This is a genomic window from Kosakonia quasisacchari (assembly GCF_004331415.1).
GTDB lineage: Bacteria > Pseudomonadota > Gammaproteobacteria > Enterobacterales > Enterobacteriaceae > Kosakonia > Kosakonia quasisacchari.
On the sequence record NZ_SJOP01000013.1, the window covers coordinates 97,438 to 121,173 of the forward strand.

Annotated in this window: 18 protein-coding genes; 14 read left to right on the plus strand and 4 right to left on the minus strand. The window is 51.3% G+C overall.

What is annotated here, in order from left to right; genetic code table 11:
- Positions 1–68: 68 nt before the first annotated feature.
- Together serS and E0L21_RS15310 are read left to right on the plus strand one after the other, a co-directional pair.
- Positions 69–1,361 carry a serine--tRNA ligase gene (gene serS / locus E0L21_RS15305; RefSeq protein WP_017456177.1) on the plus strand — a complete coding sequence of 431 codons (1,293 nt, stop codon included), beginning with the start codon at positions 69–71 and terminating at the stop codon, positions 1,359–1,361.
- A 624-nt stretch (positions 1,362–1,985) separates the two neighbouring features.
- Positions 1,986–3,134 (plus strand): MFS transporter, encoded by a 1,149-nt coding sequence (locus E0L21_RS15310; RefSeq protein ID WP_131410945.1) that lies wholly within the window; start codon positions 1,986–1,988, stop codon positions 3,132–3,134.
- 217 nt (positions 3,135–3,351) lie between these two features.
- Here the strand turns inward: E0L21_RS15310 and pflA are convergent, their stop codons facing one another.
- The 4 genes from pflA to ycaO all read right to left on the minus strand — a co-directional run bounded on the left by pflA (position 3,352) and on the right by ycaO (position 9,644).
- Positions 3,352–4,092, minus strand: coding sequence for a pyruvate formate lyase 1-activating protein (gene pflA, locus E0L21_RS15315; protein WP_017456180.1), 741 nt, complete (start codon positions 4,090–4,092; stop codon positions 3,352–3,354).
- A gap of 194 nt (positions 4,093–4,286) precedes the next feature.
- A complete protein-coding gene (pflB, locus tag E0L21_RS15320; protein WP_131410947.1) occupies positions 4,287–6,569 on the minus strand; it encodes a formate C-acetyltransferase in 2,283 nt (760 codons plus the stop codon).
- 51 nt (positions 6,570–6,620) lie between these two features.
- Positions 6,621–7,478, minus strand: a complete 858-nt coding sequence (focA, locus tag E0L21_RS15325; protein ID WP_131410949.1) for a formate transporter FocA — start codon at positions 7,476–7,478, stop codon at positions 6,621–6,623.
- A 405-nt stretch (positions 7,479–7,883) separates the two neighbouring features.
- Positions 7,884–9,644 carry a 30S ribosomal protein S12 methylthiotransferase accessory factor YcaO gene (ycaO, locus tag E0L21_RS15330; RefSeq protein WP_131410951.1) on the minus strand — a complete coding sequence of 587 codons (1,761 nt, stop codon included), beginning with the start codon at positions 9,642–9,644 and terminating at the stop codon, positions 7,884–7,886.
- 137 nt (positions 9,645–9,781) lie between these two features.
- Between ycaO and E0L21_RS15335 the strand changes: the two genes are divergently transcribed.
- The 12 genes from E0L21_RS15335 (at position 9,782) to kdsB (ending at position 23,668) form a co-directional block, all read left to right on the plus strand.
- A complete protein-coding gene (locus tag E0L21_RS15335) occupies positions 9,782–10,474 on the plus strand; it encodes a DUF421 domain-containing protein (protein ID WP_131410953.1) in 693 nt (230 codons plus the stop codon).
- 162 nt (positions 10,475–10,636) lie between these two features.
- A complete protein-coding gene (gene serC / locus E0L21_RS15340; RefSeq protein WP_131410956.1) occupies positions 10,637–11,722 on the plus strand; it encodes a 3-phosphoserine/phosphohydroxythreonine transaminase in 1,086 nt (361 codons plus the stop codon).
- A gap of 71 nt (positions 11,723–11,793) precedes the next feature.
- Positions 11,794–13,077: a 3-phosphoshikimate 1-carboxyvinyltransferase gene (gene aroA, locus E0L21_RS15345; RefSeq protein WP_131410958.1), complete on the plus strand. Its 1,284-nt coding sequence runs from the start codon at positions 11,794–11,796 to the stop codon at positions 13,075–13,077.
- A 164-nt stretch (positions 13,078–13,241) separates the two neighbouring features.
- Complete coding sequence (cmk, locus tag E0L21_RS15350; protein ID WP_131410960.1) at positions 13,242–13,925, plus strand: (d)CMP kinase; 684 nt, start codon at positions 13,242–13,244, stop codon at positions 13,923–13,925.
- Between the two features lie 113 nt (positions 13,926–14,038).
- Positions 14,039–15,712, plus strand: coding sequence for a 30S ribosomal protein S1 (gene rpsA / locus E0L21_RS15355; RefSeq protein WP_131410962.1), 1,674 nt, complete (start codon positions 14,039–14,041; stop codon positions 15,710–15,712).
- Between the two features lie 183 nt (positions 15,713–15,895).
- Positions 15,896–16,180, plus strand: a complete 285-nt coding sequence (ihfB, locus tag E0L21_RS15360; protein ID WP_007374142.1) for an integration host factor subunit beta — start codon at positions 15,896–15,898, stop codon at positions 16,178–16,180.
- 216 nt (positions 16,181–16,396) lie between these two features.
- On the plus strand, positions 16,397–18,661 hold the full coding sequence (locus E0L21_RS15365; protein ID WP_131410964.1) for a ComEC family protein: 2,265 nt from the start codon (positions 16,397–16,399) through the stop codon (positions 18,659–18,661).
- A gap of 36 nt (positions 18,662–18,697) precedes the next feature.
- Entirely contained in the window at positions 18,698–20,446 is a 1,749-nt protein-coding gene (gene msbA / locus E0L21_RS15370) for a lipid A ABC transporter ATP-binding protein/permease MsbA (protein ID WP_131410966.1), read from the plus strand.
- Positions 20,443–21,420: a tetraacyldisaccharide 4'-kinase gene (gene lpxK / locus E0L21_RS15375; RefSeq protein ID WP_131410967.1), complete on the plus strand. Its 978-nt coding sequence runs from the start codon at positions 20,443–20,445 to the stop codon at positions 21,418–21,420. Before msbA ends, lpxK begins: the two co-directional genes overlap by 4 nt.
- A gap of 39 nt (positions 21,421–21,459) precedes the next feature.
- The gene (locus tag E0L21_RS15380) at positions 21,460–22,689 is read left to right on the plus strand and encodes a winged helix-turn-helix domain-containing protein (protein WP_131410969.1); all 1,230 of its coding nucleotides are present in this window, start codon (positions 21,460–21,462) and stop codon (positions 22,687–22,689) included.
- Between the two features lie 53 nt (positions 22,690–22,742).
- The gene (locus E0L21_RS15385; RefSeq protein ID WP_017456193.1) at positions 22,743–22,925 is read left to right on the plus strand and encodes a Trm112 family protein; all 183 of its coding nucleotides are present in this window, start codon (positions 22,743–22,745) and stop codon (positions 22,923–22,925) included.
- Entirely contained in the window at positions 22,922–23,668 is a 747-nt protein-coding gene (kdsB, locus tag E0L21_RS15390; protein WP_131410971.1) for a 3-deoxy-manno-octulosonate cytidylyltransferase, read from the plus strand. The genes E0L21_RS15385 and kdsB overlap by 4 nt, the downstream gene beginning before the upstream one ends.
- Positions 23,669–23,736: the final 68 nt, after the last annotated feature.

The window sequence follows — 23,736 nt, forward strand, 5'->3', positions numbered from 1 at the left end:
GGCTTACACCGTCGACCGCAGGCTGCGGTCGTATCCTTTTATTTCAATTCGATAAGCACAGGAAAAGCATGCTCGATCCCAATCTGCTGCGTACCGAGCCAGACGCAGTCGCTGAAAAACTGGCACGCCGGGGCTTTAAGCTGGACGTAGATAAATTACGTGCGCTCGAAGAGCGTCGTAAAGTCTTGCAAGTTAATACTGAAAACTTGCAGGCGGAACGCAACTCGCGATCGAAATCCATTGGCCAGGCGAAAGCACGCGGGGAAGATATCGAGCCTTTACGCCTGGAAGTGAACAAACTGGGTGAAGAGCTGGACGCGGCTAAAGCGGAGCTGGAAACCCTGTTGGCGGAGATCCGCGACATCGCACTGACGATCCCCAACCTGCCAGACGATTGTGTTCCAGTAGGCCGTGACGAAAACGACAACGTTGAGGTCAGCCGTTGGGGTACGCCGCGCAAATTCGATTTCGACATTCGCGATCACGTAACGCTGGGTGAAATGCACAGCGGGTTGGATTTCGCCGCAGCGGTGAAACTTACAGGCTCTCGCTTTGTTGTGATGAAAGGGCAGATTGCGCGTATGCACCGTGCGCTGGCACAGTTCATGCTGGACTTGCACACTGAACAGCATGGCTACGCAGAGAACTATGTTCCGTATCTGGTCAACCAGGATACATTGTACGGCACCGGGCAGTTACCGAAATTCGCGGGTGATTTGTTCCACACTCGTCCGCTGGAAGAAGAAGCAGACAGCAGTAATTACGCGTTGATCCCGACTGCGGAAGTTCCGCTGACTAACCTGGTGCGCGATGAGATCATTGATGAAGATGATCTGCCGATCAAAATGACTGCCCACACGCCATGTTTCCGTTCAGAAGCGGGATCTTATGGGCGTGATACGCGCGGTCTGATCCGTATGCATCAGTTCGATAAAGTCGAAATGGTGCAGATCGTTCGCCCGGAAGATTCCATGGCGGCGCTGGAAGAGATGACTGGCCACGCTGAGAAAGTGTTGCAGCTGCTGGGGCTTCCCTATCGTAAAGTGCTGCTGTGCTCGGGTGATATGGGCTTTGGCGCTTGCAAAACTTACGATCTGGAAGTGTGGGTGCCAGCACAGGACACCTACCGCGAAATCTCTTCCTGCTCCAACGTGTGGGATTTCCAGGCTCGTCGTATGCAGGCGCGCTGCCGTAGCAAGTCGGACAAGAAAACCCGTCTGGTTCATACGCTGAATGGTTCCGGTCTGGCAGTTGGCCGTACGCTGGTGGCGGTAATGGAAAACTATCAGCAGGCTGATGGTCGAATTGAAGTGCCGGAAGTACTGCGTCCGTACATGAATGGCCTTGAGTTCATCGGCTAATCTGCTTGCAGTTAATGTTAATTCTGAAAGCGCCTGCGGGCGCTTTTTTATTGCTGATTTAAAACCAGACGCCGTGAGTGTGCTCAGCTCTTTGCCTTGCTGTCTCTGGGTTTACAGCTAACGAACGGGTAAGACTTTCTTCCAGGGCTTTTAGTACGCACTTTAAAGTCGTTATCTATATCGTCTGCTTTGCAGGTCGTTTTTTACTGATAAAAGAAAAGCGGCGTCTTGTAGATGTATGCAGCTAGCACCTGGTTTTGGATCAAAATTTCATAGCTCTGCCAGAAGTACTTTTAGAGTTTTTGGCGCGCCCTTTCGGGACAAAATCATTACAGCCTGCTGTGCAGGTGAATAATTTTACCTCACCTTTTCCGCGTCTGTTTCAGTCTTTTTGTTCCGGTATTCATCATGAATTTTTTCGACCGACAATTCCGTTTATTTGCAAAAATATTCTTTCATTATCAATAGGGTGAATCGTATCGTCCTTTGTTAAGCCCAATGCTGGATAAGTTTTACGAATCGTCGAGGTGCAAAATATGTCAGCGTCTAAAATCCGTGGATTGACAATGTTCTTACCGGTGGCATGATGCGCACGCAAACTGAACTTCCTCACGGTTTTTACCCATGTCCATCTATACCCGGCCAGTGCTGCTATTGCTCTGTGGCTTAATGCTGTTGACGCTGGCGATCGCGACGCTAAATACGCTCGTGCCGCTCTGGCTCACCCACGAAAATTTACCGACCTGGCAGGTGGGGATGGTGGGTTCTTCCTATTTCACTGGCAACTTGCTGGGTACGTTACTGACCGGGCGTTTAATTCGCCGTCTGGGTTTTAACCGCAGTTATTATCTTGCTTCGCTGATTTTTGCCGCAGGCTGTGTTGGTCTGGGGTTGATGATTGGCTTCTGGAGCTGGATGGTTTGGCGCTTCGTCGCTGGCGTGGGCTGTGCGATGATTTGGGTAGTTGTGGAAAGCGCCTTAATGTGTAGCGGCACATCGCGCAATCGTGGGCGCTTGTTGGCAGCCTATATGATGGTTTACTACGTCGGCACAGTGCTTGGCCAGGTAATGGTCAGTAAATTACCGACAGATCTGATGAGTGTGCTACCGTGGACGACTGCGCTGGTGTTGGCGGCGATCCTGCCGCTACTATTTACCCGCATTGTCAACCAGCAGAGCGAAGAACAGGCTCCGACCTCGGTATGGCCGATGTTGCGTCTGCGCCATGCTCGCCTGGGCGTGAATGGCTGTATTATCTCCGGGATCATCCTTGGTTCGCTGTACGGCTTGATGCCGCTTTATCTTTCCCACCAGGGGATTAGCGATTCAGGCATTGGTTTCTGGATGGCGCTGATGGTCAGCGCCGGTATCGTAGGTCAGTGGCCGGTTGGTCGGCTGGCAGATCGTTTTGGTCGTCTGCTGGTGCTGCGTGTGCAGGTGTTTGTCGTGATCGTGGGCTGTTTTGCGATGTTGAGCAATGCAGCCATGGCACCCGCGCTTTTTGTGCTCGGGACGGCGGGTTTTACCCTTTACCCGGTGGCGATGGCATGGGCCTGTGAGAAAGTGGAACATCATCAACTGGTGGCAATGAACCAGGCGCTGCTATTGAGTTACACTATTGGCAGCCTGCTTGGTCCGACGCTGACCGCAATGCTGATGCAAAGTTATTCAGATAGCTTGCTGTTTATCATGATTGCTGGTGTGTCGTTTATCTATCTGGTGATGCTGATGCGCAAAGCAGGACATCATCCAACGCCAGTGGCACACGCCTGATGTATACCGTTTGACAAGTCAAAATGAGTTTTTATAAAAGTGATGGTTTGTCCCTGTAGAGGCTACTGAAACCTTAAAAAGGTGCCAGACGTTTGCTGAGTTTAAATCCTGGTAGCGCTAAAACGGAGATCTCACTTCCTTTGCTGAAGGTCGCTCCCCTGGTTAGCAATAAAAAAGCCACAACGGTGCGTTGTGGCTTTTTTGTCTCAGAGAGGGCTCAGTACATCACTTTGTGACCGTACTGTTCCAGGATACCTTTAACGCGCTCCATCGTCTCTTTTTTCGGCGGGTGAATACCGTCCAGCTTGTACTCTTCACCCATCGCCACCCATTTATGTTTACCGAGCTCGTGATAGGGAAGGAGTTCGATTTTCTCGACGTTGCCCATGTCGCGGGTAAATTCACCAAGGCGGTGTGCAGAATCGTCATCGTCAGACCAGCCGGGCACAACGACGTAACGGATCCATACGTTGATATTTTTCTTCGATAAATACTGGGCGAATTCAAGGGTTCGATGATTGGATACGCCTACCAGATTCTGATGGATCTCATCGTTCATTTGCTTCAGATCGAGCATCACCAAATCGGTAACTTCCAGCAATTCATCAATCACCGGATCGTAACGGCGCACAAAGCCGTTGGTATCGAGGCAGGTGTGGATGCTCTCTTTTTTACAGGCGCGAAACCAGTCGCGAACGAATTCCGCCTGCAAGATTGCTTCCCCACCGGATGCCGTTACGCCACCGCCGGAGGCGTTCATAAAGTGCCGATAGGTAACGACGTCTTTCATCAGTTCTTCAACGGTGATCTCTTTGCCACCGTGTGTATCCCATGTATCGCGGTTATGGCAATACAGGCAGCGCATCAGGCAGCCCTGGAAGAAGGTGATGAAACGGATGCCCGGGCCGTCGACCGTGCCGCAGGATTCAAAGGAGTGGATGCGACCAATAACTGACATTGCGGTGTTTTCTCCAGATGTGGCCCATCCGGGGCCTGTGTCTGCGCAGTTTAATTCCTTCTGCGCTAAGTCTGTTTTGGCAGACATCCAGCAAGTATAGATGGCTGACGAAGCACACTTCAGGCGTTAAAAAGGCCCCACAGTCGTGGAGCCTTTATTATACGCTTATTACTGCGTAGTTTCAGTCAATACCATTACATGGTCTGAGTGAAAGTACGAGTAATAACATCCTGCTGCTGTTCTTTAGTCAGGGAGTTAAAACGCACGGCATAACCGGAAACACGGATGGTCAACTGCGGATATTTTTCCGGGTTTTCCATCGCGTCGAGCAGCATTTCGCGGTTCATTACGTTCACGTTCAGGTGCTGACCACCTTCGATGGACGCTTCGTGGTGGAAGTAACCATCCATCAGACCCGCCAGGTTGGTTTTACGTACTTCGTCGTCTTTACCCAGCGCGTTCGGCACGATAGAGAAGGTGTAAGAGATACCATCTTTAGCGTAAGCGAACGGCAGTTTAGCGACGGAAGTCAGAGAGGCAACAGCACCTTTCTGGTCACGACCGTGCATCGGGTTAGCACCCGGTCCGAACGGAGCACCAGCGCGACGACCATCCGGGGTATTACCCGTTTTCTTACCGTACACAACGTTAGAAGTGATGGTCAGAACAGACTGAGTCGGGATAGCGTTGCGGTAAGTGGTCAGTTTCTGAATTTTCTTCATGAAACGTTCAACCAGGTCAACCGCCATATCATCAACGCGAGCGTCGTTGTTACCAAACTGCGGATATTCGCCTTCGATTTCGAAGTCGATAGCCAGACCGTCTTCATCACGAATCGGTTTAACTTTCGCGTATTTGATAGCAGACAGGGAGTCAGCCGCTACGGACAGGCCAGCGATACCGCAAGCCATGGTACGGATAACGTCACGATCGTGCAGCGCCATCAATGAAGCTTCGTAGCTGTATTTGTCGTGCATGTAGTGGATGACGTTCAGTGCGGTGACGTACTGTTTAGCCAGCCAATCCATGAAGTGATCCATACGTTCCATCACTTCGTCGAACTTCAGAACGTCGCCTTTGATAGGTTCAGATTTCGGACCTACCTGCATTTTCAGTTTTTCATCAACGCCGCCGTTGATGGCGTACAGCATGGTTTTCGCCAGGTTAGCACGCGCACCGAAGAACTGCATTTGTTTACCCACAACCATCGGGCTTACGCAGCATGCAATCGCGTAGTCATCGTTGTTGAAGTCCGGGCGCATCAAGTCATCATTCTCGTACTGCAGAGAAGAAGTATCGATGGAGACTTTTGCAGCGAATTTTTTGAAGTTCAGCGGCAGTTTTTCAGACCACAGAACAGTGATGTTCGGTTCCGGAGACGGGCCCATGGTGTACAGGGTGTTCAGGAAACGGAAGCTGTTTTTGGAAACCAGTGTACGGCCATCAACGCCCATACCACCGATAGATTCAGTTGCCCAAATCGGGTCACCAGAGAACAGTTCATCATATTCAGGTGTACGCAGGAAGCGAACCATACGCAGTTTCATGACCAGGTGGTCAATCATTTCCTGAGCGTCTTTCTCAGTGATTTTGCCTGCTTTCAGGTCACGTTCGATGTACACGTCCAGGAAGGTGGATACGCGACCGAAGGACATTGCAGCGCCGTTTTGAGACTTAACAGCGGCCAGGTAACCGAAGTAGGTCCACTGGATTGCTTCCTGAGCGTTGGTAGCCGGAGCAGAGATATCACAGCCATATTTTGCCGCCATCTCTTTGATCTGACCTAGTGCGCGATGCTGTTCAGCAATTTCTTCACGCAGACGGATAGTTGCTTCCAGGTTTACGCCATTTTCCATGTCAGATTGCAGAGACAGGAACTGAGCGTATTTGTCTTTCATCAGATAGTCGATACCGTACAGCGCAACGCGACGGTAGTCACCGATGATACGACCGCGGCCGTAAGCATCCGGCAGACCGGTCAGAACGCCGGATTTACGGCAGTTCAGAATGTCTTTGGTGTAAACATCGAATACACCCTGGTTATGGGTTTTGCGGTATTCGGTGAAGATTTTTTTAAGTTGCGGATCCAGCTCGCGGTTGTACGCTTTGCAGGAGCTTTCAACCATTTTGATGCCGCCGAACGGGATGATTGCGCGTTTCAGCGGAGCTTCAGTCTGCAGACCAACAATTTTCTCTAACGCTTTATTGATGTAACCAGCGTCGTGAGATGTGATGGTTGAGGCAACGGAGGTGTCAAAATCAACTGGCGCGTGGGTGCGGTTTTCCAGTTTAACGCCTTCCATGACTTTGTCCCACAGTTTGGTGGTCGCGTCAGTAGCGCCAGCCAGGAAGGACTCATCGCCTTCGTACGGGGTGTAGTTTTTCTGGATAAAGTCACGTACGTTTACTGCGTTTTGCCAATCGCCTTTTACAAAACCTTCCCAGGCTGTGGCTAATTTTTCATTAAGCTCGGACATGTAACACCTACCTTCTTAAGTGGATTTTTTATTTACTGCCTGAAACAACCATTAATGATGGTCGTTGCCACGCAGGTAAATGACCCAGTATGTCAACCCGACTAATAATCCTCCACCAATGATATTCCCGATTGTTACAGGGATCAGGTTATCAGTGATGAAATTCATAATGGTCAGGTGAGAGAAACTTTCCGGGCTGGAACCAACTGCGGTCCAGAACTCCGGGCTTGCAAAGTTGCGGATTACAATACCCATCGGGATCATAAACATATTCGCAATGCTGTGCTCAAAACCGCTGGCAACAAACATCGCCACCGGCAGAACCATAATCATGGCTTTGTCCATCAGACTGCGGCCGGAATAACTCATCCACACGGCCATGCAAACCATCAGGTTAGCCAGAATGCCAAGCGCAACGGCTTCAATAAATGTGTGGTGTACTTTATGGTCTGCGGTTTGTAGCACGTTTAAACCCCAGCCACCGTTGGCGACCATATGCTCGCCAGATAACCACATTAACAGCACAAACAGCAGCGCACCTACCAGGTTGCCGACATAGACGTTAATCCAGTTACGGGCCAGTTGCCCCCAAGTGATACGCCCACTCGCTTTCGCTACGACAATCAGTACGGTTGAAGTGAAGAGATCCGCACCACAGATAATGCAAAGAATCAGCCCCAATGAGAAGCAGATACCACCGATCAGTTTAGCAATACCGTACGGCATTGCGCCGGTACCTGTGGTGGCGGTGATGTAGAAAACGAAAGCAATGGAGATAAACACACCTGCGGTAATCGCAAGATAGAAAGTCTTAAGCGGATGTTTAGTCGCTTTATAGACACCAGCTTCTTCGGCAACTTTGGCCATCTCGGCTGGAAGAATAAGATCAAAAGGGTTGTCAGCTTTCACACTAACTCTCTCTTTATTAAGTCGGCGACGAGATACTAACAAAGCATTATAGAAGAGAATTTGATATGGATCATATCTCGCCTGGCTTATAGGACCGCAAAGAGCGTGGTTTTTCTACGAATGCGGAGTAACTTGTTGATTATCAAAATAAAAATAAATTTTAAAAATTGCAAAATGAGTTGAAATTTTTTATGTGACCTCCCAAAAATCAGTTAATTAAAATGGAGTAATTGCCATAAGAAGTAACATTATTCGTTGGAGTGGATAATTATATTTACCCATATTTAACTTTAATATTACATATGGCTGTCATCGCCCAAAAATAAATAAAACGGGGCAATGAAATTGCCCCGTAATATAGCGTAGACCACGCATTAAGCCTACATATTGTCGTACTACTTGTCGCTATTTCGACCAGAATGCTCGTTTGGCTCGTTGTAATTTTTCGTAAGCCGCTAACAGCGACTGATGCGCCGGGAATGCCTGCAAGGAACCGTCTGCCGGTTGCAGATCATAGAACGGCTCTTCGCCGCTCAATGCGGCGCTGGCGGCTTCAACTGCTTGCGCACCATACATACGTACGAATGCATTCAGATATTGCAGCGGCTCGCGTTCTTCTTCCTGTGCCAGTAACAATAATGTCTGCAGGCAGCGGTAGTAATTTGCCCGTTCGGCGCTAAAGATCGAGGCGTTGAATTCCATCGTCCATTCAGTCCAGGCTAATGCCTGATCCAAATCGCCGCCTGCCAGCGCCAACATCGCTTTTAGTTCGCCAATGCGCAGCGTGTACCAGCCATTGTCTTTGCCGGTCGCCAGCCCCAACAGTTCGCGAACGCGGGTGAAGTCATCATGACCTTCGTCATCAAGCTGCGCGATAAGGTTGAGGTATTCCTCTTTTTCCCATTCACTGCCTGGCAAAGAGAGGATGGTTTCGCGCAAATGGCTGCCCATGGTGTTGTTCGCCAGCCACAGATCTTCCGCCGGATAAATATCGGACATACCTGGTACCAGAATACGGCAGGCGTAAACGCCCAGATGCTCATAATCGGCAATATAGACTTCTTTATCTTCTGCCTTAAAGATAGCCATGAGTGTGGCGAACTCTTCTTCAGTCGTACCTGCGAAGCTCCAGTCAACAAACGGATAATCTGCATCCTGCTTGAACAGATCCCAGGAGATCAAACCGCTGGAGTCGATAAAGTGCGTCTCGAGGTTGGCATGTTCAGCCACTTCTTCATCATCAAAGGTTGGCGGTGTGAAAACATCCAGATCTTTCAACCCGCGGCCTTGCAGCAGTTCGGTAACGGTACGCTCAAGCGCCACGCCGAAATCAGGATGTGCGCCAAAAGAGGCAAAACAGGTGCCGTTGGCCGGGTTGAACAGGACCACGCAGATAACCGGATATTTACCGCCCAGAGAACCGTCGTAAGCAAAAATCGGGAAACCTTCCGCTTCCAGTTTAGCAATTGCTTCGACAACGCCAGGATAACGCGCCAGCACCTCCTGCGGGATTTCTGGCAGGCTGATGCTCTCGGCAATAATGCGATTCTTAATATGGCGTTCGAACACTTCTGACAGCCCCTGCACGCGGGCTTCATTGCGCGTGTTCCCGGCGGACATGCCGTTCGAAACGTATAAGTTGCCGACAATATTCATCGGGATATAAACCGTCTGCTCATCAGACTGGCGGGTAAACGGCAGGGCGCAGATACCGCGCTCATCGTTGCCGGATTGCAGATCAACGAGCATCCCTGCAGCCAGTTCGTTCTGCGGGTCGTAGTAGGCACGCAGACGCGCATCCAGAATGCCTTCCGGCAGGGAGTCATCTTCTGGCAGTGGGAACCATTTCTCATTCGGATAATGGACGAACGGGCTCTGTGCGATAGCATCACCCAGCCAGAAGTCAGCGAAGAAGTAGTTGGTGGAAAGACGTTCGAAATACTCGCCCAGCGCAGAGGCCAGTGCGGCTTTTTTGGTCGCACCTTTGCCGTTGGTGAAGCACAGCGCGCACTCTTTATCGCGAATATGTACAGACCAGACGTTTGGCACCGGGTTCAGCCATGAGGCCTCTTCGATGTTAAAACCGAGATCGGTGAGCTTTTGCTGGAAGCGGGCGATGGAATCTTCCAGCGCGGCATCTTTGCCGGGAATAAATGTTTGAGTCATGGCGGTCACTTTTTTCGTACGTAAAGCGCGCAATGATACGGGTTTTGCGTGACTGACGCTATCTTCCACATCTGACCGACGAAAATAAAAGTTCTGGCTATGATTAAGAAAAATAACGAACTGTTCAGGCATAAAAAATGAAAGCGTTTGATCTGCACCGTATGGCGCTCGACAAGGTCCCTCTTGATTTTCTCGGGGAAGTCGCACTGCGTAGTGTCTATACCTTTGTTTTGGTCTTTTTATTTCTCAAAATCACCGGGCGACGCGGCGTACGCCAAATGTCCCTATTTGAGGTGCTGATAATCCTGACATTGGGATCGGCCGCCGGGGATGTCGCTTTCTACGACGATGTTCCCATGCTGCCGGTGCTGGTGGTTTTTATCACTTTAGCGTTGCTCTATCGGTTTGTGATGTGGCTGATGTCGCACAGCGAAAAGCTGGAAGATTTGCTGGAAGGCAAACCGGTTGTCATCGTTGAAAATGGTGAACTGGCGTGGGAAAAGGTGCATGCGGCAAACATGACCGAGTTCGAGTTCTTTATGGAGCTACGTTTAAGTGGCGTGGAACAACTCGGACAGATTCGTCTGGCAATAATGGAAACCAACGGTCAAATCAGCGTTTACTACTTCCCGGACGATGAGGTGAAACCTGGGTTGTGTATTTTGCCTGAAGGTTGCAGTGAGCGTTTCACGACGGTTCCCGAAACGGGAGATTATGTTTGTGTCCGTTGCAGTAAAATTGTCGCCATGCAAAAAGGGGAAAAACAATCTTGCCCGCGTTGTGCAAATCCGGAATGGTCGAAGGCAAGCCGGGCCGTTCGCGTGACATAACAGCGTTTTTATCGGGTCTGCAGTGGGCAAACAAAACTTTCTGCTATGTGAGTTAGCGCACATCCTGGCGATGTCGCCCATTACCCGTTGCGGCGCGTAGCGCTGAATGATAAAACCGATGTCACAGGAATAACTTATTGCTTTATAGCGTGGTGAGGGGAAATGACTCAGGTCTTTAATTTTAGTTCTGGCCCGGCAGTATTACCGGCGGATGTGCTCAAACAAGCGCAACAAGAATTGTGCGACTGGCAAGGCCTTGGCACGTCGGTGATGGAAATTAGCCATCGTGGTAAAGAATTTATCCACGTGGCGGAAGAAGCAGAAAAGGATTTTCGCGACCTGCTGAATATTCCCTCTAACTATAAGGTTCTGTTCTGTCACGGCGGCGGTCGCGGCCAGTTTGCGGGCGTTCCGCTGAACTTGCTGGGCGATAAAACCACCGCAGATTACGTTGATGCGGGCTACTGGGCAGCGAGCGCGGTAAAAGAAGCGAAAAAATACTGCTCACCGAACGTTATTGACGCCAAAACCACTGTTGATGGTTTGCGCACGGTGAAACCGATGCGTGACTGGCAACTGAGTGATAATGCGGCCTATCTGCACTACTGTCCAAACGAAACGATTGATGGTATCGCGATCGATGAAACGCCGGACTTCGGTGACGTGGTTGTTGCTGCTGACTTCTCCTCGACTATTCTCTCTCGCCAGATTGACGTAAGCCGCTTTGGTGTGATTTACGCAGGTGCACAGAAAAATATTGGCCCGGCGGGTTTGACGCTGGTGATTGTGCGCGACGATCTGTTGGGTAAAGCGCATCAGGCTTGCCCGTCGATCCTTGACTATTCCGTGCTGAACGAAAACGACTCGATGTTTAACACGCCGCCGACCTTCGCCTGGTATCTCTCTGGGCTGGTGTTTAAGTGGCTGAAAAAACAGGGTGGTGTGGCGGCAATGGACGAAATCAACCAGCAAAAAGCTGACCTGTTGTACGGCGTGATCGACAACAGCGATTTCTACCGCAACGATGTGGCGAAAGCGAACCGTTCGCGCATGAATGTGCCGTTCCAACTGGCGGACAGCGCGCTCGATAAAGTCTTCCTTGAAGAGTCGTTTGCTGCGGGCCTGCATGCGCTGAAAGGGCACCGTGTTGTCGGCGGGATGCGCGCCTCTATCTATAATGCGATGCCGCTGGCTGGCGTGCAGGCGCTCACTGACTTTATGGTCGATTTCGAACGCCGCCACGGTTAATCACACTGTTTTGACGTACCCCCGTAGTTTGACTGCAGGGGGTTTATTCTGTTTGTAGAGAGTGAAGTTTCATGGAATCCCTGACGTTACAACCCATCGCGCGAGTAGATGGCACCATCAATTTGCCTGGTTCAAAGAGTGTCTCCAACCGCGCCTTGTTGCTGGCTGCATTTGCTCGTGGCACGACTGTCCTGACTAACCTGCTCGACAGTGATGATGTGCGCCACATGCTCAATGCCCTCAGCGCGCTGGGGGTTCATTACACGTTGTCTGCCGATCGTACCCGGTGTGAAGTGGCGGGAGTTGGTGGTCCGCTGCACTCAGCAGAAAAACTGGAACTGTTTCTGGGTAACGCAGGAACCGCGATGCGTCCGTTGGCCGCTGCACTGTGCCTTGGCGAGAACGATATTGTGCTAACTGGCGAGCCGCGTATGAAAGAGCGCCCGATTGGTCATCTGGTCGAAGCGCTTCGTCAGGGCGGGGCAAGGATTGATTACCTCGAGCAGGAAAATTATCCGCCGCTGCATTTGCGCGGTGGTTTTACTGGCGGTGACGTGAGCGTCGACGGCAGCGTTTCCAGCCAGTTCTTAACCGCATTGTTGATGACAGCCCCGTTGGCACCCAACGACACGGTTATCACTATCAAAGGTGACCTGGTATCCAAACCGTATATTGATATCACGCTGCATCTGATGAAGACATTCGGTATTGAGGTTGAAAACCAGCAATATCAACGCTTTGTCGTGCGTGGTGCGCAGCAATACCAGTCGCCGGGCCATTATCTGGTCGAAGGCGATGCGTCTTCTGCTTCTTATTTCCTCGCGGCCGGCGCAATTAAAGGCGGCACGGTGAAAGTGACCGGTATAGGCCGTAACAGCGTGCAGGGCGATATTCGTTTTGCCGATGTGCTGGAAAAAATGGGCGCGACTGTTGTCTGGGGCGATGATTATATTGCCTGCACTCGTGGTGAATTGAACGCAATCGATATGGATATGAACCATATTCCCGATGCGGCAATGACCATCGCGACGGCAGCGCTGTTTGCCAAAGGAACGACCACTCTACGCAACATCTATAACTGGCGCGTAAAAGAGACCGATCGCTTATTTGCGATGGCGACGGAGCTGCGTAAAGTCGGGGCCGAAGTGGAAGAGGGCGAAGACTATATCCGCGTGACACCGCCAGCCAAACTGCAGCTTGCGGAAATCGGGACTTATAACGATCATCGTATGGCGATGTGCTTCTCGCTGGTGGCGCTGTCTGATACGCCGGTCACCATTCTTGATCCGAAATGTACAGCGAAGACCTTCCCGGACTATTTCGAGCAATTAGCCCATATTAGTACGCTGGCATAACCCCGCTCTTGCGGGCTGGTGTAAATCAGCCCGCTCCCCGCGCAATTATTCTACACTCAGCTGCATCCTCTTCGGTTATTCGCACGCAACAGTAACGGTTGTGGACATTGGCGCGTATAATGCGCGCGGTTATGTAACGATATGCCTTGATTAAGGAGAGAAAGATGACGGCAATTGCCCCGGTAATCACCATTGATGGGCCAAGCGGCGCGGGTAAAGGCACGCTTTGCAAGGCAATGGCGGAAGCGTTGCAATGGCATCTGTTGGACTCAGGCGCAATTTATCGTGTTCTGGCGCTCGCCGCGCTGCATCACCATGTCGATGTTTCTTCCGAAGATGTTTTGGTTCCGCTGGCAGCGCACCTGGATGTGCGTTTTGTCTCAACAAATGGTCATCTGGAAGTCATTCTGGAAGGCGAAGATGTCAGCAGCGAAATCCGTACTCAGGACGTAGCGAATGCGGCCTCGCAGATTGCGGCTTTTCCGCGAGTGCGGGAAGCGTTATTACGCCGCCAACGCGCATTCCGTGACGCGCCGGGTCTTATCGCCGACGGGCGCGATATGGGCACCGTGGTTTTTCCGGATGCGCCGGTAAAAATTTTTCTTGACGCCTCTTCTGAAGAGCGTGCGCATCGGCGCATGCTACAGTTGCAGGAGAAGGGCTTTAGTGTTAACTTTGAACGCCTTTTGTCCGAGATAAAGGAACGTGACGATCGCGATCGAAATCGTCCTGTTGCACCGCTGGTTCCCGCTGCCGATGCTCTAGTACTGGATTCAACCAGTTTAAGTATTGAGCAAGTGATTGAGAAAGCGCTACAATATGCTCGCCAAAAATTGGCTCTCGCGTAAGCGACCGAATTCGTAGTACCTGCTGCAATGGAATGTGAGCAGGCATGTGAAACAACCCCATCCGGCATGAAGCCAGGTGGACGTTAAATTGAAGAATCCTGAAGATTATCAATATGACTGAATCTTTTGCTCAACTCTTTGAAGAGTCCCTGAAAGAAATCGAAACCCGCCCGGGTTCTATCGTTCGTGGTGTTGTTGTTGCTATCGACAAAGACGTAGTTCTGGTTGACGCCGGTCTGAAATCTGAGTCCGCCATTCCGGCAGAGCAGTTCAAAAACGCCCAGGGCGAGCTGGAAATCCAGGTTGGTGACGAAGTTGACGTTGCTCTGGATGCAGTAGAAGACGGCTTCGGTGAAACCCTGCTGTCCCGTGAAAAAGCTAAACGTCACGAAGCTTGGATCACGCTGGAAAAAGCTTACGAAGACGCTGAAACTGTTACCGGTGTTATCAACGGCAAAGTCAAGGGCGGCTTCACTGTTGAGCTGAACGGTATTCGCGCGTTCCTGCCGGGTTCCCTGGTAGACGTTCGTCCGGTCCGTGACACTCTGCACCTGGAAGGCAAAGAGCTTGAATTCAAAGTAATCAAGCTGGACCAGAAACGTAACAACGTTGTTGTTTCACGTCGTGCGGTTATCGAATCCGAAAACAGCGCAGAGCGCGATCAGCTGCTGGAAAACCTGCAGGAAGGCATGGAAGTTAAAGGTATCGTTAAGAACCTCACTGACTACGGTGCATTCGTTGATCTGGGTGGCGTTGACGGCCTGCTGCACATCACCGATATGGCATGGAAACGCGTTAAGCATCCGAGCGAAATCGTAAACGTTGGCGACGAAATCACTGTTAAAGTGCTGAAATTCGACCGCGAACGTACTCGTGTTTCTCTGGGCCTGAAACAGCTGGGCGAAGATCCGTGGGTAGCTATCGCTAAACGTTACCCGGAAGGCACCAAGCTGACTGGCCGCGTGACCAACCTGACCGACTACGGCTGCTTCGTTGAAATCGAAGAAGGTGTTGAAGGCCTGGTTCACGTTTCCGAAATGGATTGGACCAACAAAAACATCCACCCGTCCAAAGTTGTTAACGTTGGCGACGTAGTGGAAGTTATGGTTCTGGATATCGACGAAGAACGTCGTCGTATCTCCCTGGGCCTGAAACAGTGCAAATCCAACCCGTGGCAGCAGTTCGCTGAAACCCACAACAAGGGTGACCGCGTTGAAGGTAAAATCAAGTCTATCACTGACTTTGGTATCTTCATCGGCCTGGACGGCGGTATTGATGGCCTGGTTCACCTGTCTGACATCTCCTGGAACGTTGCAGGCGAAGAAGCAGTTCGTGAATACAAAAAAGGCGACGAAATCGCAGCCGTTGTTCTGCAGGTTGACGCTGAGCGTGAGCGTATCTCTCTGGGCGTTAAACAGCTCGCAGAAGATCCGTTCAACAACTACGTTGCACTGAATAAGAAAGGTGCAATTGTAAACGGTAAAGTGACTGCTGTTGACGCTAAAGGCGCGACCGTAGAACTGGCTGACGGCGTTGAAGGTTACCTGCGCGCTTCTGAAGCTTCCCGTGACCGCGTTGAAGACGCAACTCTGGTTCTGAATGTTGGCGACGATGTTGAAGCTAAATTCACCGGTGTTGATCGTAAAAACCGCGTAGTTAGCCTGTCTGTTCGTGCGAAAGACGAAGCTGACGAGAAAGATGCAATCGCTTCTGTTAACAACAAACAGGAAGAAGGCAACTTCTCTAGCGCTATGGCTGAAGCTTTCAAAGCAGCGAAAGGCGAGTAATATCAAGCGCTCTAAATTATTTACGCTGTACCAGGACGCAAGTCACACGGCTGCAGCGTGAACAATGAGGAGTTACTTGACAGATTACAGGATTCGTCCTGTAATCAATGACAAAGGGCGGCTACGGCCGCCCTTGTTAAAGCTAGTAAAGCTAATTTTGCGTTGAAGGAAACCGGAGGAATCATGACCAAGTCAGAATTGATTGAAAGACTTGCAAGCCAGCAGTCGCATATTCCGGCTAAAGCTGTGGAAGATGCTGTAAAAGAGATGCTGGAGCATATGGCCTCTACTCTTGCCCAGGGCGAGCGCATTGAGATCCGCGGTTTCGGCAGTTTTTCCCTGCACTATCGTGCACCCCGCACCGGGCGTAATCCGAAAACAGGCGATAAAGTGGATTTGGAAGGAAAATACGTTCCGCACTTTAAACCGGGTAAAGAATTACGCGACCGCGCCAATATTTATGAGTAATTTTTAGCGACACGCTAAAATTCACTTTGACGAAAAAAGCACCTGTGGGTGCTTTTTTTGTTTCTCTGACCTCTTCATTTCTGAAGCTTCTTCGCACAATTTTGCAGATGCCTTGTAAGTGTGTCGAAAGCAACCAGCCTGCACCGCAAAACGGCGATTACAAACAGAAAGTATTGGCGACAGCGGGCATACTCTCCACGCAACAAGGAGGTATGCATGACGTTACCGGCATTAGCTATATGCCTGATAATTGGTATTTTGCCATTACAGTGGATGCCTTCACTACCAACTCTTGGGTGTGTGTGGTTTCTGATTGCCATTGGGTGTCTGTTCGCGTGTTTTCGACCTCGCCTGTTTCGTTATTGCGCAGTCACATTACTTGCATTCGCATGGGGAGTGCTGGCAGCAATGCAGGCTGTATGGCCTGCCGAGCATCTACCTGAAGCGAATCGCCAGGTTGAAGTGGTGATTACCGATACGGATCATATGACCCGGCATTGGGGCAAAATTACACGTCTGGATGGCAAGCGCTTGTTTCCGTCAGTAGGAATAAGCTTCTATGGCCAGTATTTGCCTGAGCCAGTTTGTACCGGCCAACTATGGACGATGACGATTAGAGCACGTGCCGTCCACGGGCAATTGAATGATGGCGGTTTCGATACACAGCGTTATGCAATGGCTTCCCATCTGCCGCTGAGTGGCCGTTTTATGGATGCTCGCCTGACCGAACCCCAATGCACATGGCGCGCACGCTACCTGCAATCATTAATTGAAACGCTGGCTAAATACCACTGGCAGCAGGTGATACTGGCGTTAGGGATGGGCGAGCGCGCAACGTTGGATGCCAATGTCAAAGAGATCATGCGGCAAACCGGTACGGCGCATTTGATGGCGATATCAGGACTACATATTGCTCTGGCAGCAATGTTGGGCTGGCAGATTGTTCGTGGCGCGCAATTTTTCTTTCCCGGCGGCTGGATTAGCTGGCGTTTACCATTGCTTATTGGCGTAGGGTTTGCAGTAAGTTACGCCTGGCTGACCGGGCTACAACCTCCGGCGTTGCGTACCGCTATTTCTCTTAGCGTCTGGGCCGTGTTACGGCTATCCGGGCGATTGTGGTCGCCCTGGCAGGTATGGCTTTGTTGCATTGCCGCTATTTTATTCACTGATCCCCTTGCCGTGCTATCAACCAGTCTGTGGCTGTCCGCTTTTGCAGTAGCCGCATTGCTGTTTTGGTATCAATGGTTACCGGCCTCTGCAAAACAACATACCAGGCTGGTCCAGGGTTGTATTAATTTGCTTCATCTACAAGTAGGGATGACGTTACTGCTGCTCCCTGTGCAGTTATCCATTTTCCACGGTATAAGCCTGAGCTCGTTAGTGGCAAATTTGTTGGCCATTCCGTTAGTGACTTTCATTAGCGTACCACTCATTTTGCTGGGAATGTTGCTGCACCTGGTCGGCCCTGCAACGGGAGAGTTGGCTTGCTGGTACCTTGCAGATAAGACACTGGATTTCCTGTTTGCTTTTCTGCATTGGCTACCCGTCGGTTGGCTTAATGTGGATATGCGTTGGCGGTGGTTCGCCTGGTTGCCGTGGCTAGTGTTGGTTGTTTGGCGTTTGCATTTATGGCGGAGCATACCGGCGCTGTGTCTGGCAGGGCTGACATTGCTTACTCAACCGTTCTGGCGCACAGAACGGCAGGGGGAATGGGCAGTTCATATGCTGGACGTTGGGCAGGGGCTGGCAATGGTGATTGAACGTAATGGTAAAGCGATTCTCTATGATACAGGCGTTGCGTGGCCCGGCGGCGACAGTGGACGGCAGTTAATTATTCCGTGGCTACGTTGGCACGCTTTACAGCCTGAAGGCATTATTCTCAGTCATGAACATTTGGATCATCGTGGTGGGGTGGACTCACTGATGAATGCCTGGCCGCAATTATGGATCCGTAGCCCGCTGGGTTGGTCTGCTCATCAACCATGCTTTCGTGGCCAGCAATGGCAATGGCAGGGACTAACATTTACCGTTCATTGGCCGTTAAGCGGCACCGGGATGAAAGGTAACAATCGTTCGTGTGTAGTCAGAGTCGACGATGGCCGACACAGCTTCCTGTTAACGGGGGATATTGAAGCGTCGGGAGAGATGGCGATGCTGAGCCACTATTGGACACATTTGCAGTCTACACTAGTGCAAGTGCCTCATCATGGAAGCAATAGTTCATCGTCGCTGCCCTTTGTGCAGCGAATTGGTGGCGAAGCAGCGCTGGCCTCGGCGTCGCGTTACAACGCCTGGCGGTTCCCCTCGATAAAAGTGATAAACCGCTACCGTGAACAGGGATATCGCTGGTACGACACGCCGCATCAAGGGCAGTTAACGGTATCGTTTTCGCCCCAGGGCTGGGAAATCCATAGCTTACGAGATCAACTTTTACCGCGTTGGTATCATCAGTGGTTTGGCGTCCCCGGTGATAACAGGTAGAATATGCGGCTATTTCAACAAGTGCTGGTTTTTTGAATGCATAACGACAAAGATCTCTCCACGTGGCAGACATTCCGCCGATTATGGCCAACTATTGCGCCTTTCAAAGCGGGTCTGATCGTGTCGGGGATAGCGTTAATCCTCAACGCAGCCAGCGATACCTTTATGTTATCGCTGCTCAAACCGTTACTGGATGATGGTTTTGGTAAAACCGACCGATCTGTGCTGCTGTGGATGCCGCTGGTGGTTATTGGGCTGATGATCCTGCGTGGTATCACCAGCTATATCTCCAGTTACTGCATTTCTTGGGTTTCCGGAAAAGTGGTGATGACCATGCGTCGTCGCCTGTTCAGCCATATGATGGGCATGCCGGTCTCATTTTTTGATAAGCAATCTACAGGCACTTTACTCTCGCGTATTACCTATGATTCTGAACAAGTGGCTTCCTCGTCCTCCGGCGCATTGATTACTGTTGTGCGTGAGGGGGCATCGATCATCGGCTTGTTTATCATGATGTTCTGGTACAGCTGGCAACTCTCCTTGATTCTCATTGTGCTGGCACCGATCGTTTCGATAGCGATTCGCGTGGTTTCCAAACGCTTTCGTAACATCAGTAAAAATATGCAAAACACAATGGGGCAGGTGACCACCAGTGCGGAGCAGATGCTGAAAGGGCATAAAGAAGTGCTGATGTTTGGCGGCCAGGAAGTAGAAACCAGCCGCTTTGATAAGGTCAGTAACAAGATGCGCTTGCAGGGCATGAAAATGGTCTCGGCATCGTCTATTTCCGATCCTATTATCCAACTTATTGCGTCACTGGCGCTGGCGTTTGTGCTGTATGCGGCCAGTTTCCCAAGCGTAATGTCCACCTTGAGTGCGGGTACCATTACCGTGGTCTTTTCTTCAATGATCGCGCTTATGCGACCGTTGAAATCGCTCACCAACGTCAATGCTCAGTTTCAGCGTGGTATGGCGGCCTGCCAGACACTGTTTGCGATTCTGGATAGCGAGCAAGAAAAAGACGAAGGCACACTGGTGATTGACCGTGTTCGCGGTGATCTTGAGTTTCGCAACGTGACTTTCACCTATCCGGGACGTGAAACGCCTGCATTGCGCAATATCAACCTGACAATTCCGGCGGGCAAAACCGTCGCGCTGGTGGGGCGTTCCGGTTCGGGTAAATCGACGCTGGCAAGCCTAATTACACGTTTTTATGATGTCGACGAAGGGCAGATCCTGATGGATGGTCACGACTTGCGTGAATATAAGCTCACTTCGTTGCGTGATCAGGTCGCGCTGGTGTCGCAAAACGTACATCTTTTTAATGACACGGTTGCCAATAACATCGCTTACGCGCGAACGGAAGAGTACAGCCGCGAAGAGATTGAACAAGCAGCAAAAATGGCCTATGCCTACGACTTTATCAATAAGATGGATGAGGGGCTGGATACGATGATAGGGGAGAATGGCGTGCTGCTTTCAGGCGGTCAGCGCCAGCGCATTGCGATTGCCCGCGCGCTACTGCGCGACAGCCCGATCCTCATTCTTGATGAAGCGACCTCGGCGCTCGATACCGAATCTGAGCGTGCCATTCAGGCTGCGCTGAACGAGCTGCAAAAGAACCGTACCTCAATGGTTATTGCTCACCGTTTGTCGACCATCGAACAGGCCGACGAAATTGTGGTGGTGGAAGATGGCCGTATCGTTGAACGTGGTACCCACGCAGATTTGCTGGAAGAACGTGGTGTCTATGCTCAGCTTCACAAAATGCAGTTTGGCGAATGATTGCACGCATCTGGTCCGGTGAATCCCGCCTGTGGCTACTGTTGCTACCGCTCTCCTTGCTTTACGGCCTGGTGAGCGGTGCTATTCGTTTCGCCTATCGCATTGGTTTAAAAAAATCCTGGCGGGCACCTGTTCCTGTTGTGGTCGTTGGTAATCTAACGGCTGGTGGCAACGGTAAAACGCCAGTTGTCATCTGGTTGGTGGAGCAACTACAGCAGCGTGGCATCCGTGTTGGTGTGGTGTCGCGTGGTTACGGCGGTAAAGCGGATCGTTATCCGCTCGTGCTGACACCTGAAACCTCTACGGCCCAGGCAGGGGATGAACCGGTTCTGATTTATCAACGTACTGGCGCGCCGGTTGCGGTTTCTCCCGTCAGAAGTGACGCCGTCAGTGCGATTCTTGCGCAACACCCGGTACAGCTGATCATTACGGATGATGGTTTGCAGCATTATAAGCTGGCGCGTGATAAAGAGATTGTCGTTGTCGATGGCGTCAGGCGTTTTGGCAATGGTTGGTGGTTGCCCGCAGGGCCAATGCGCGAGCGGGCATCGCGTTTAAAAAGTGTGGATGCCATCATTACCAACGGCGGCGAAGCCAGAGCGGGAGAGATCCCGATGCGTTTGCGGCCTGGGTTGGCCGTCAATCTGCTCACCGGCGAACGCCGTGAAGTTAACTCGCTGACTAATATCGTTGCGATGGCTGGAATCGGCCATCCGCCGCGTTTTTTTGCTACTCTCACCGAGTGCGGTGCGACGCTGCAACGGACGGTGGCGCTTGCCGATCATCAGGCATTAACGCTGCATGATGTAAAGCCACTGGTGAAACCGGGGCAAACATTGGTGATGACCGAAAAAGACGCGGTAAAGTGTCGGTCGTTTGCTGAGGATAACTGGTGGTATTTGCCTGTAGATGCGCAGCTTGAAGGCGAGCAGGCGCAAGGATTACTACAGGAATTGTTCACTCTGGCGCGCTGAGGGTATCGGCTGCGCCCTGTTACTTAAACAGGAACTCCCATGTCCGTGCCGCAACTTTCTCTGACTGCTGCTCGTCATCTGCATCTCACAGCCCAGGGGCTATTACGTAAACCTTCCCGTCGGGCAAAACCGGACGATATTCTCTCCACTATTCAGCGCATGTCGCTGCTGCAAATTGACACTATCAATATTGTTGCCCGCAGCCCTTATCTGGTGCTTTTTAGCCGCCTTGGGCACTACCCGGCGCACTGGCTTGATGACGCGCTACGCAACGGTGACTTGATAGAGTATTGGGCGCATGAAGCCTGCTTCCTGCCGCGCGAGGATTTTGCGCTGGTGCGTCATCGCATGCTGGCGCCAGATCAAATGGGCTGGAAGTATCGCGAAGCGTGGATGCAAGAACATTCGATGGAAATTGAACAGCTCATTGCACATATTGAGCAAAATGGCCCGGTGCGTTCGGCTGATTTTGAACATCCACGTAAAGGAGCCAGCGGCTGGTGGGAGTGGAAGCCGCATAAGAGGCATCTGGAAGGGCTGTTTACCGCCGGAAAAGTGATGGTAGTGGAACGTCGCAATTTCCAGCGTGTTTATGATTTAACTCAGCGGGTTATTCCGCACTGGGATGATGCTCGCGATCTGCTGTCGCAGGAGACTGCGGAGTATCAGATGCTCGAAAACAGCGCGCGCAGTTTAGGGCTGTTTCGTGCGCAGTGGCTGGCGGATTACTATCGCTTGCGGAAACTGGCATTACCCTTAGTGCTGGAGAAGATGCAGGACGCGGGAACCATATATCCCGTCAATGTCGAAAACATTGGTCCCGCCTGGCTGCATGCCTCTTTATTGCCGCTGCTTGAGCAGGCGCAGTCCGGCAAGCTTGTCGCTACTCACAGCGCAGTGCTTTCACCGTTCGATCCGGTGGTCTGGGATCGTAAACGAGCCGAACAACTGTTCGATTTTAGCTATCGTCTGGAGTGTTATACCCCGGCCCCTAAACGGCAATTTGGCTATTTTGTGTTGCCATTGTTGCATCGCGGGCGACTGGTGGGACGTATGGATGCCAAAATGCACCGTAAAGATGGCATTCTGGAGATTATTGTGCTGTATCTGGAAGATGGCGTTAAACCCGGGCATTCGCTGGAAAAGGGGCTGCTAGGTGCCATTACCGAGTTTGCCCGCTGGCAGGGAGCGCGGCGGGTCACGTTCTCGCGACTGCCTGAGGGATTATTTGCTACATCCCGCGCCGGGCTTGAAATAGACGCGGCGTAAGAAGTGAATATGATAAGCTTAAACCGTTAATTATCGGTGTATCAGGAGGAAAGATGGATCACCGTTTACTTGAAATTATTGCCTGCCCGGTGTGTAACGGCAAACTGAATTACACCCAGGATAAACAAGAGTTAATCTGCAAAATCGACAGCCTCGCCTATCCCGTTCGGGAAGGTATTCCAGTATTACTGGAAACTGAAGCGCGTTCATTAACTGCGGAAGAGAGCCGGCCATGAATTTCGTTGTGATCATTCCCGCGCGTTATGCTTCTACACGCTTACCCGGCAAACCCTTAGTCGATATTAACGGTAAACCGATGGTGGTACATGTGCTGGAGCGCGCCCGTGAATCCGGCGCTGAGCGTATTATTGTGGCGACAGACAACGAAGAGGTGATGCGTGCAGTGCAGTCGGTTGGCGGCGAAGTCTGTATGACCCGCGCCGATCACCAGTCCGGAACTGAACGCCTTGCTGAAGTCGTGGAAAAATGCGGTTTCAGCGACGACACCGTCATCGTCAATGTGCAAGGTGATGAACCCATGATCCCCCCGGCTATTATTCGCCAGGTAGCAGAAAATCTTGCTGCACGTGATGTTGGTATGGCAACGCTGGCGGTGCCGATTCATAGCGCGGAAGAGGCATTCAATCCGAATGCTGTGAAAGTGGTGATGGATACGGAAGGTTACGCACTTTACTTTTCGCGCGCCACGATCCCGTGGGATCGTGATCGTTTCGCACAATCTCGCGAGACAATTGGCGATACTTTGCTGCGCCATATCGGCATTTATGGTTATCGCGCTGGTTTTATCCGCCGTTATGTCAGTTGGCAGACCAGCCCGCTTGAACAGATAGAGATGCTGGAGCAACTTCGCGTGCTTTGGTACGGCGAGAAAATCCACGTAGCTGTTGCCAGCGTGGTGCCGGGTACTGGTGTTGATACACCTGAAGATCTGGCGCGCGTCCGTCAGGAGTTGCGTTAATCCTTCCGTCCCCTCCACCCGGAGGGGATTTGCCGCTTGCCGGCGAAATTCTCACGCTGTTTTGATCT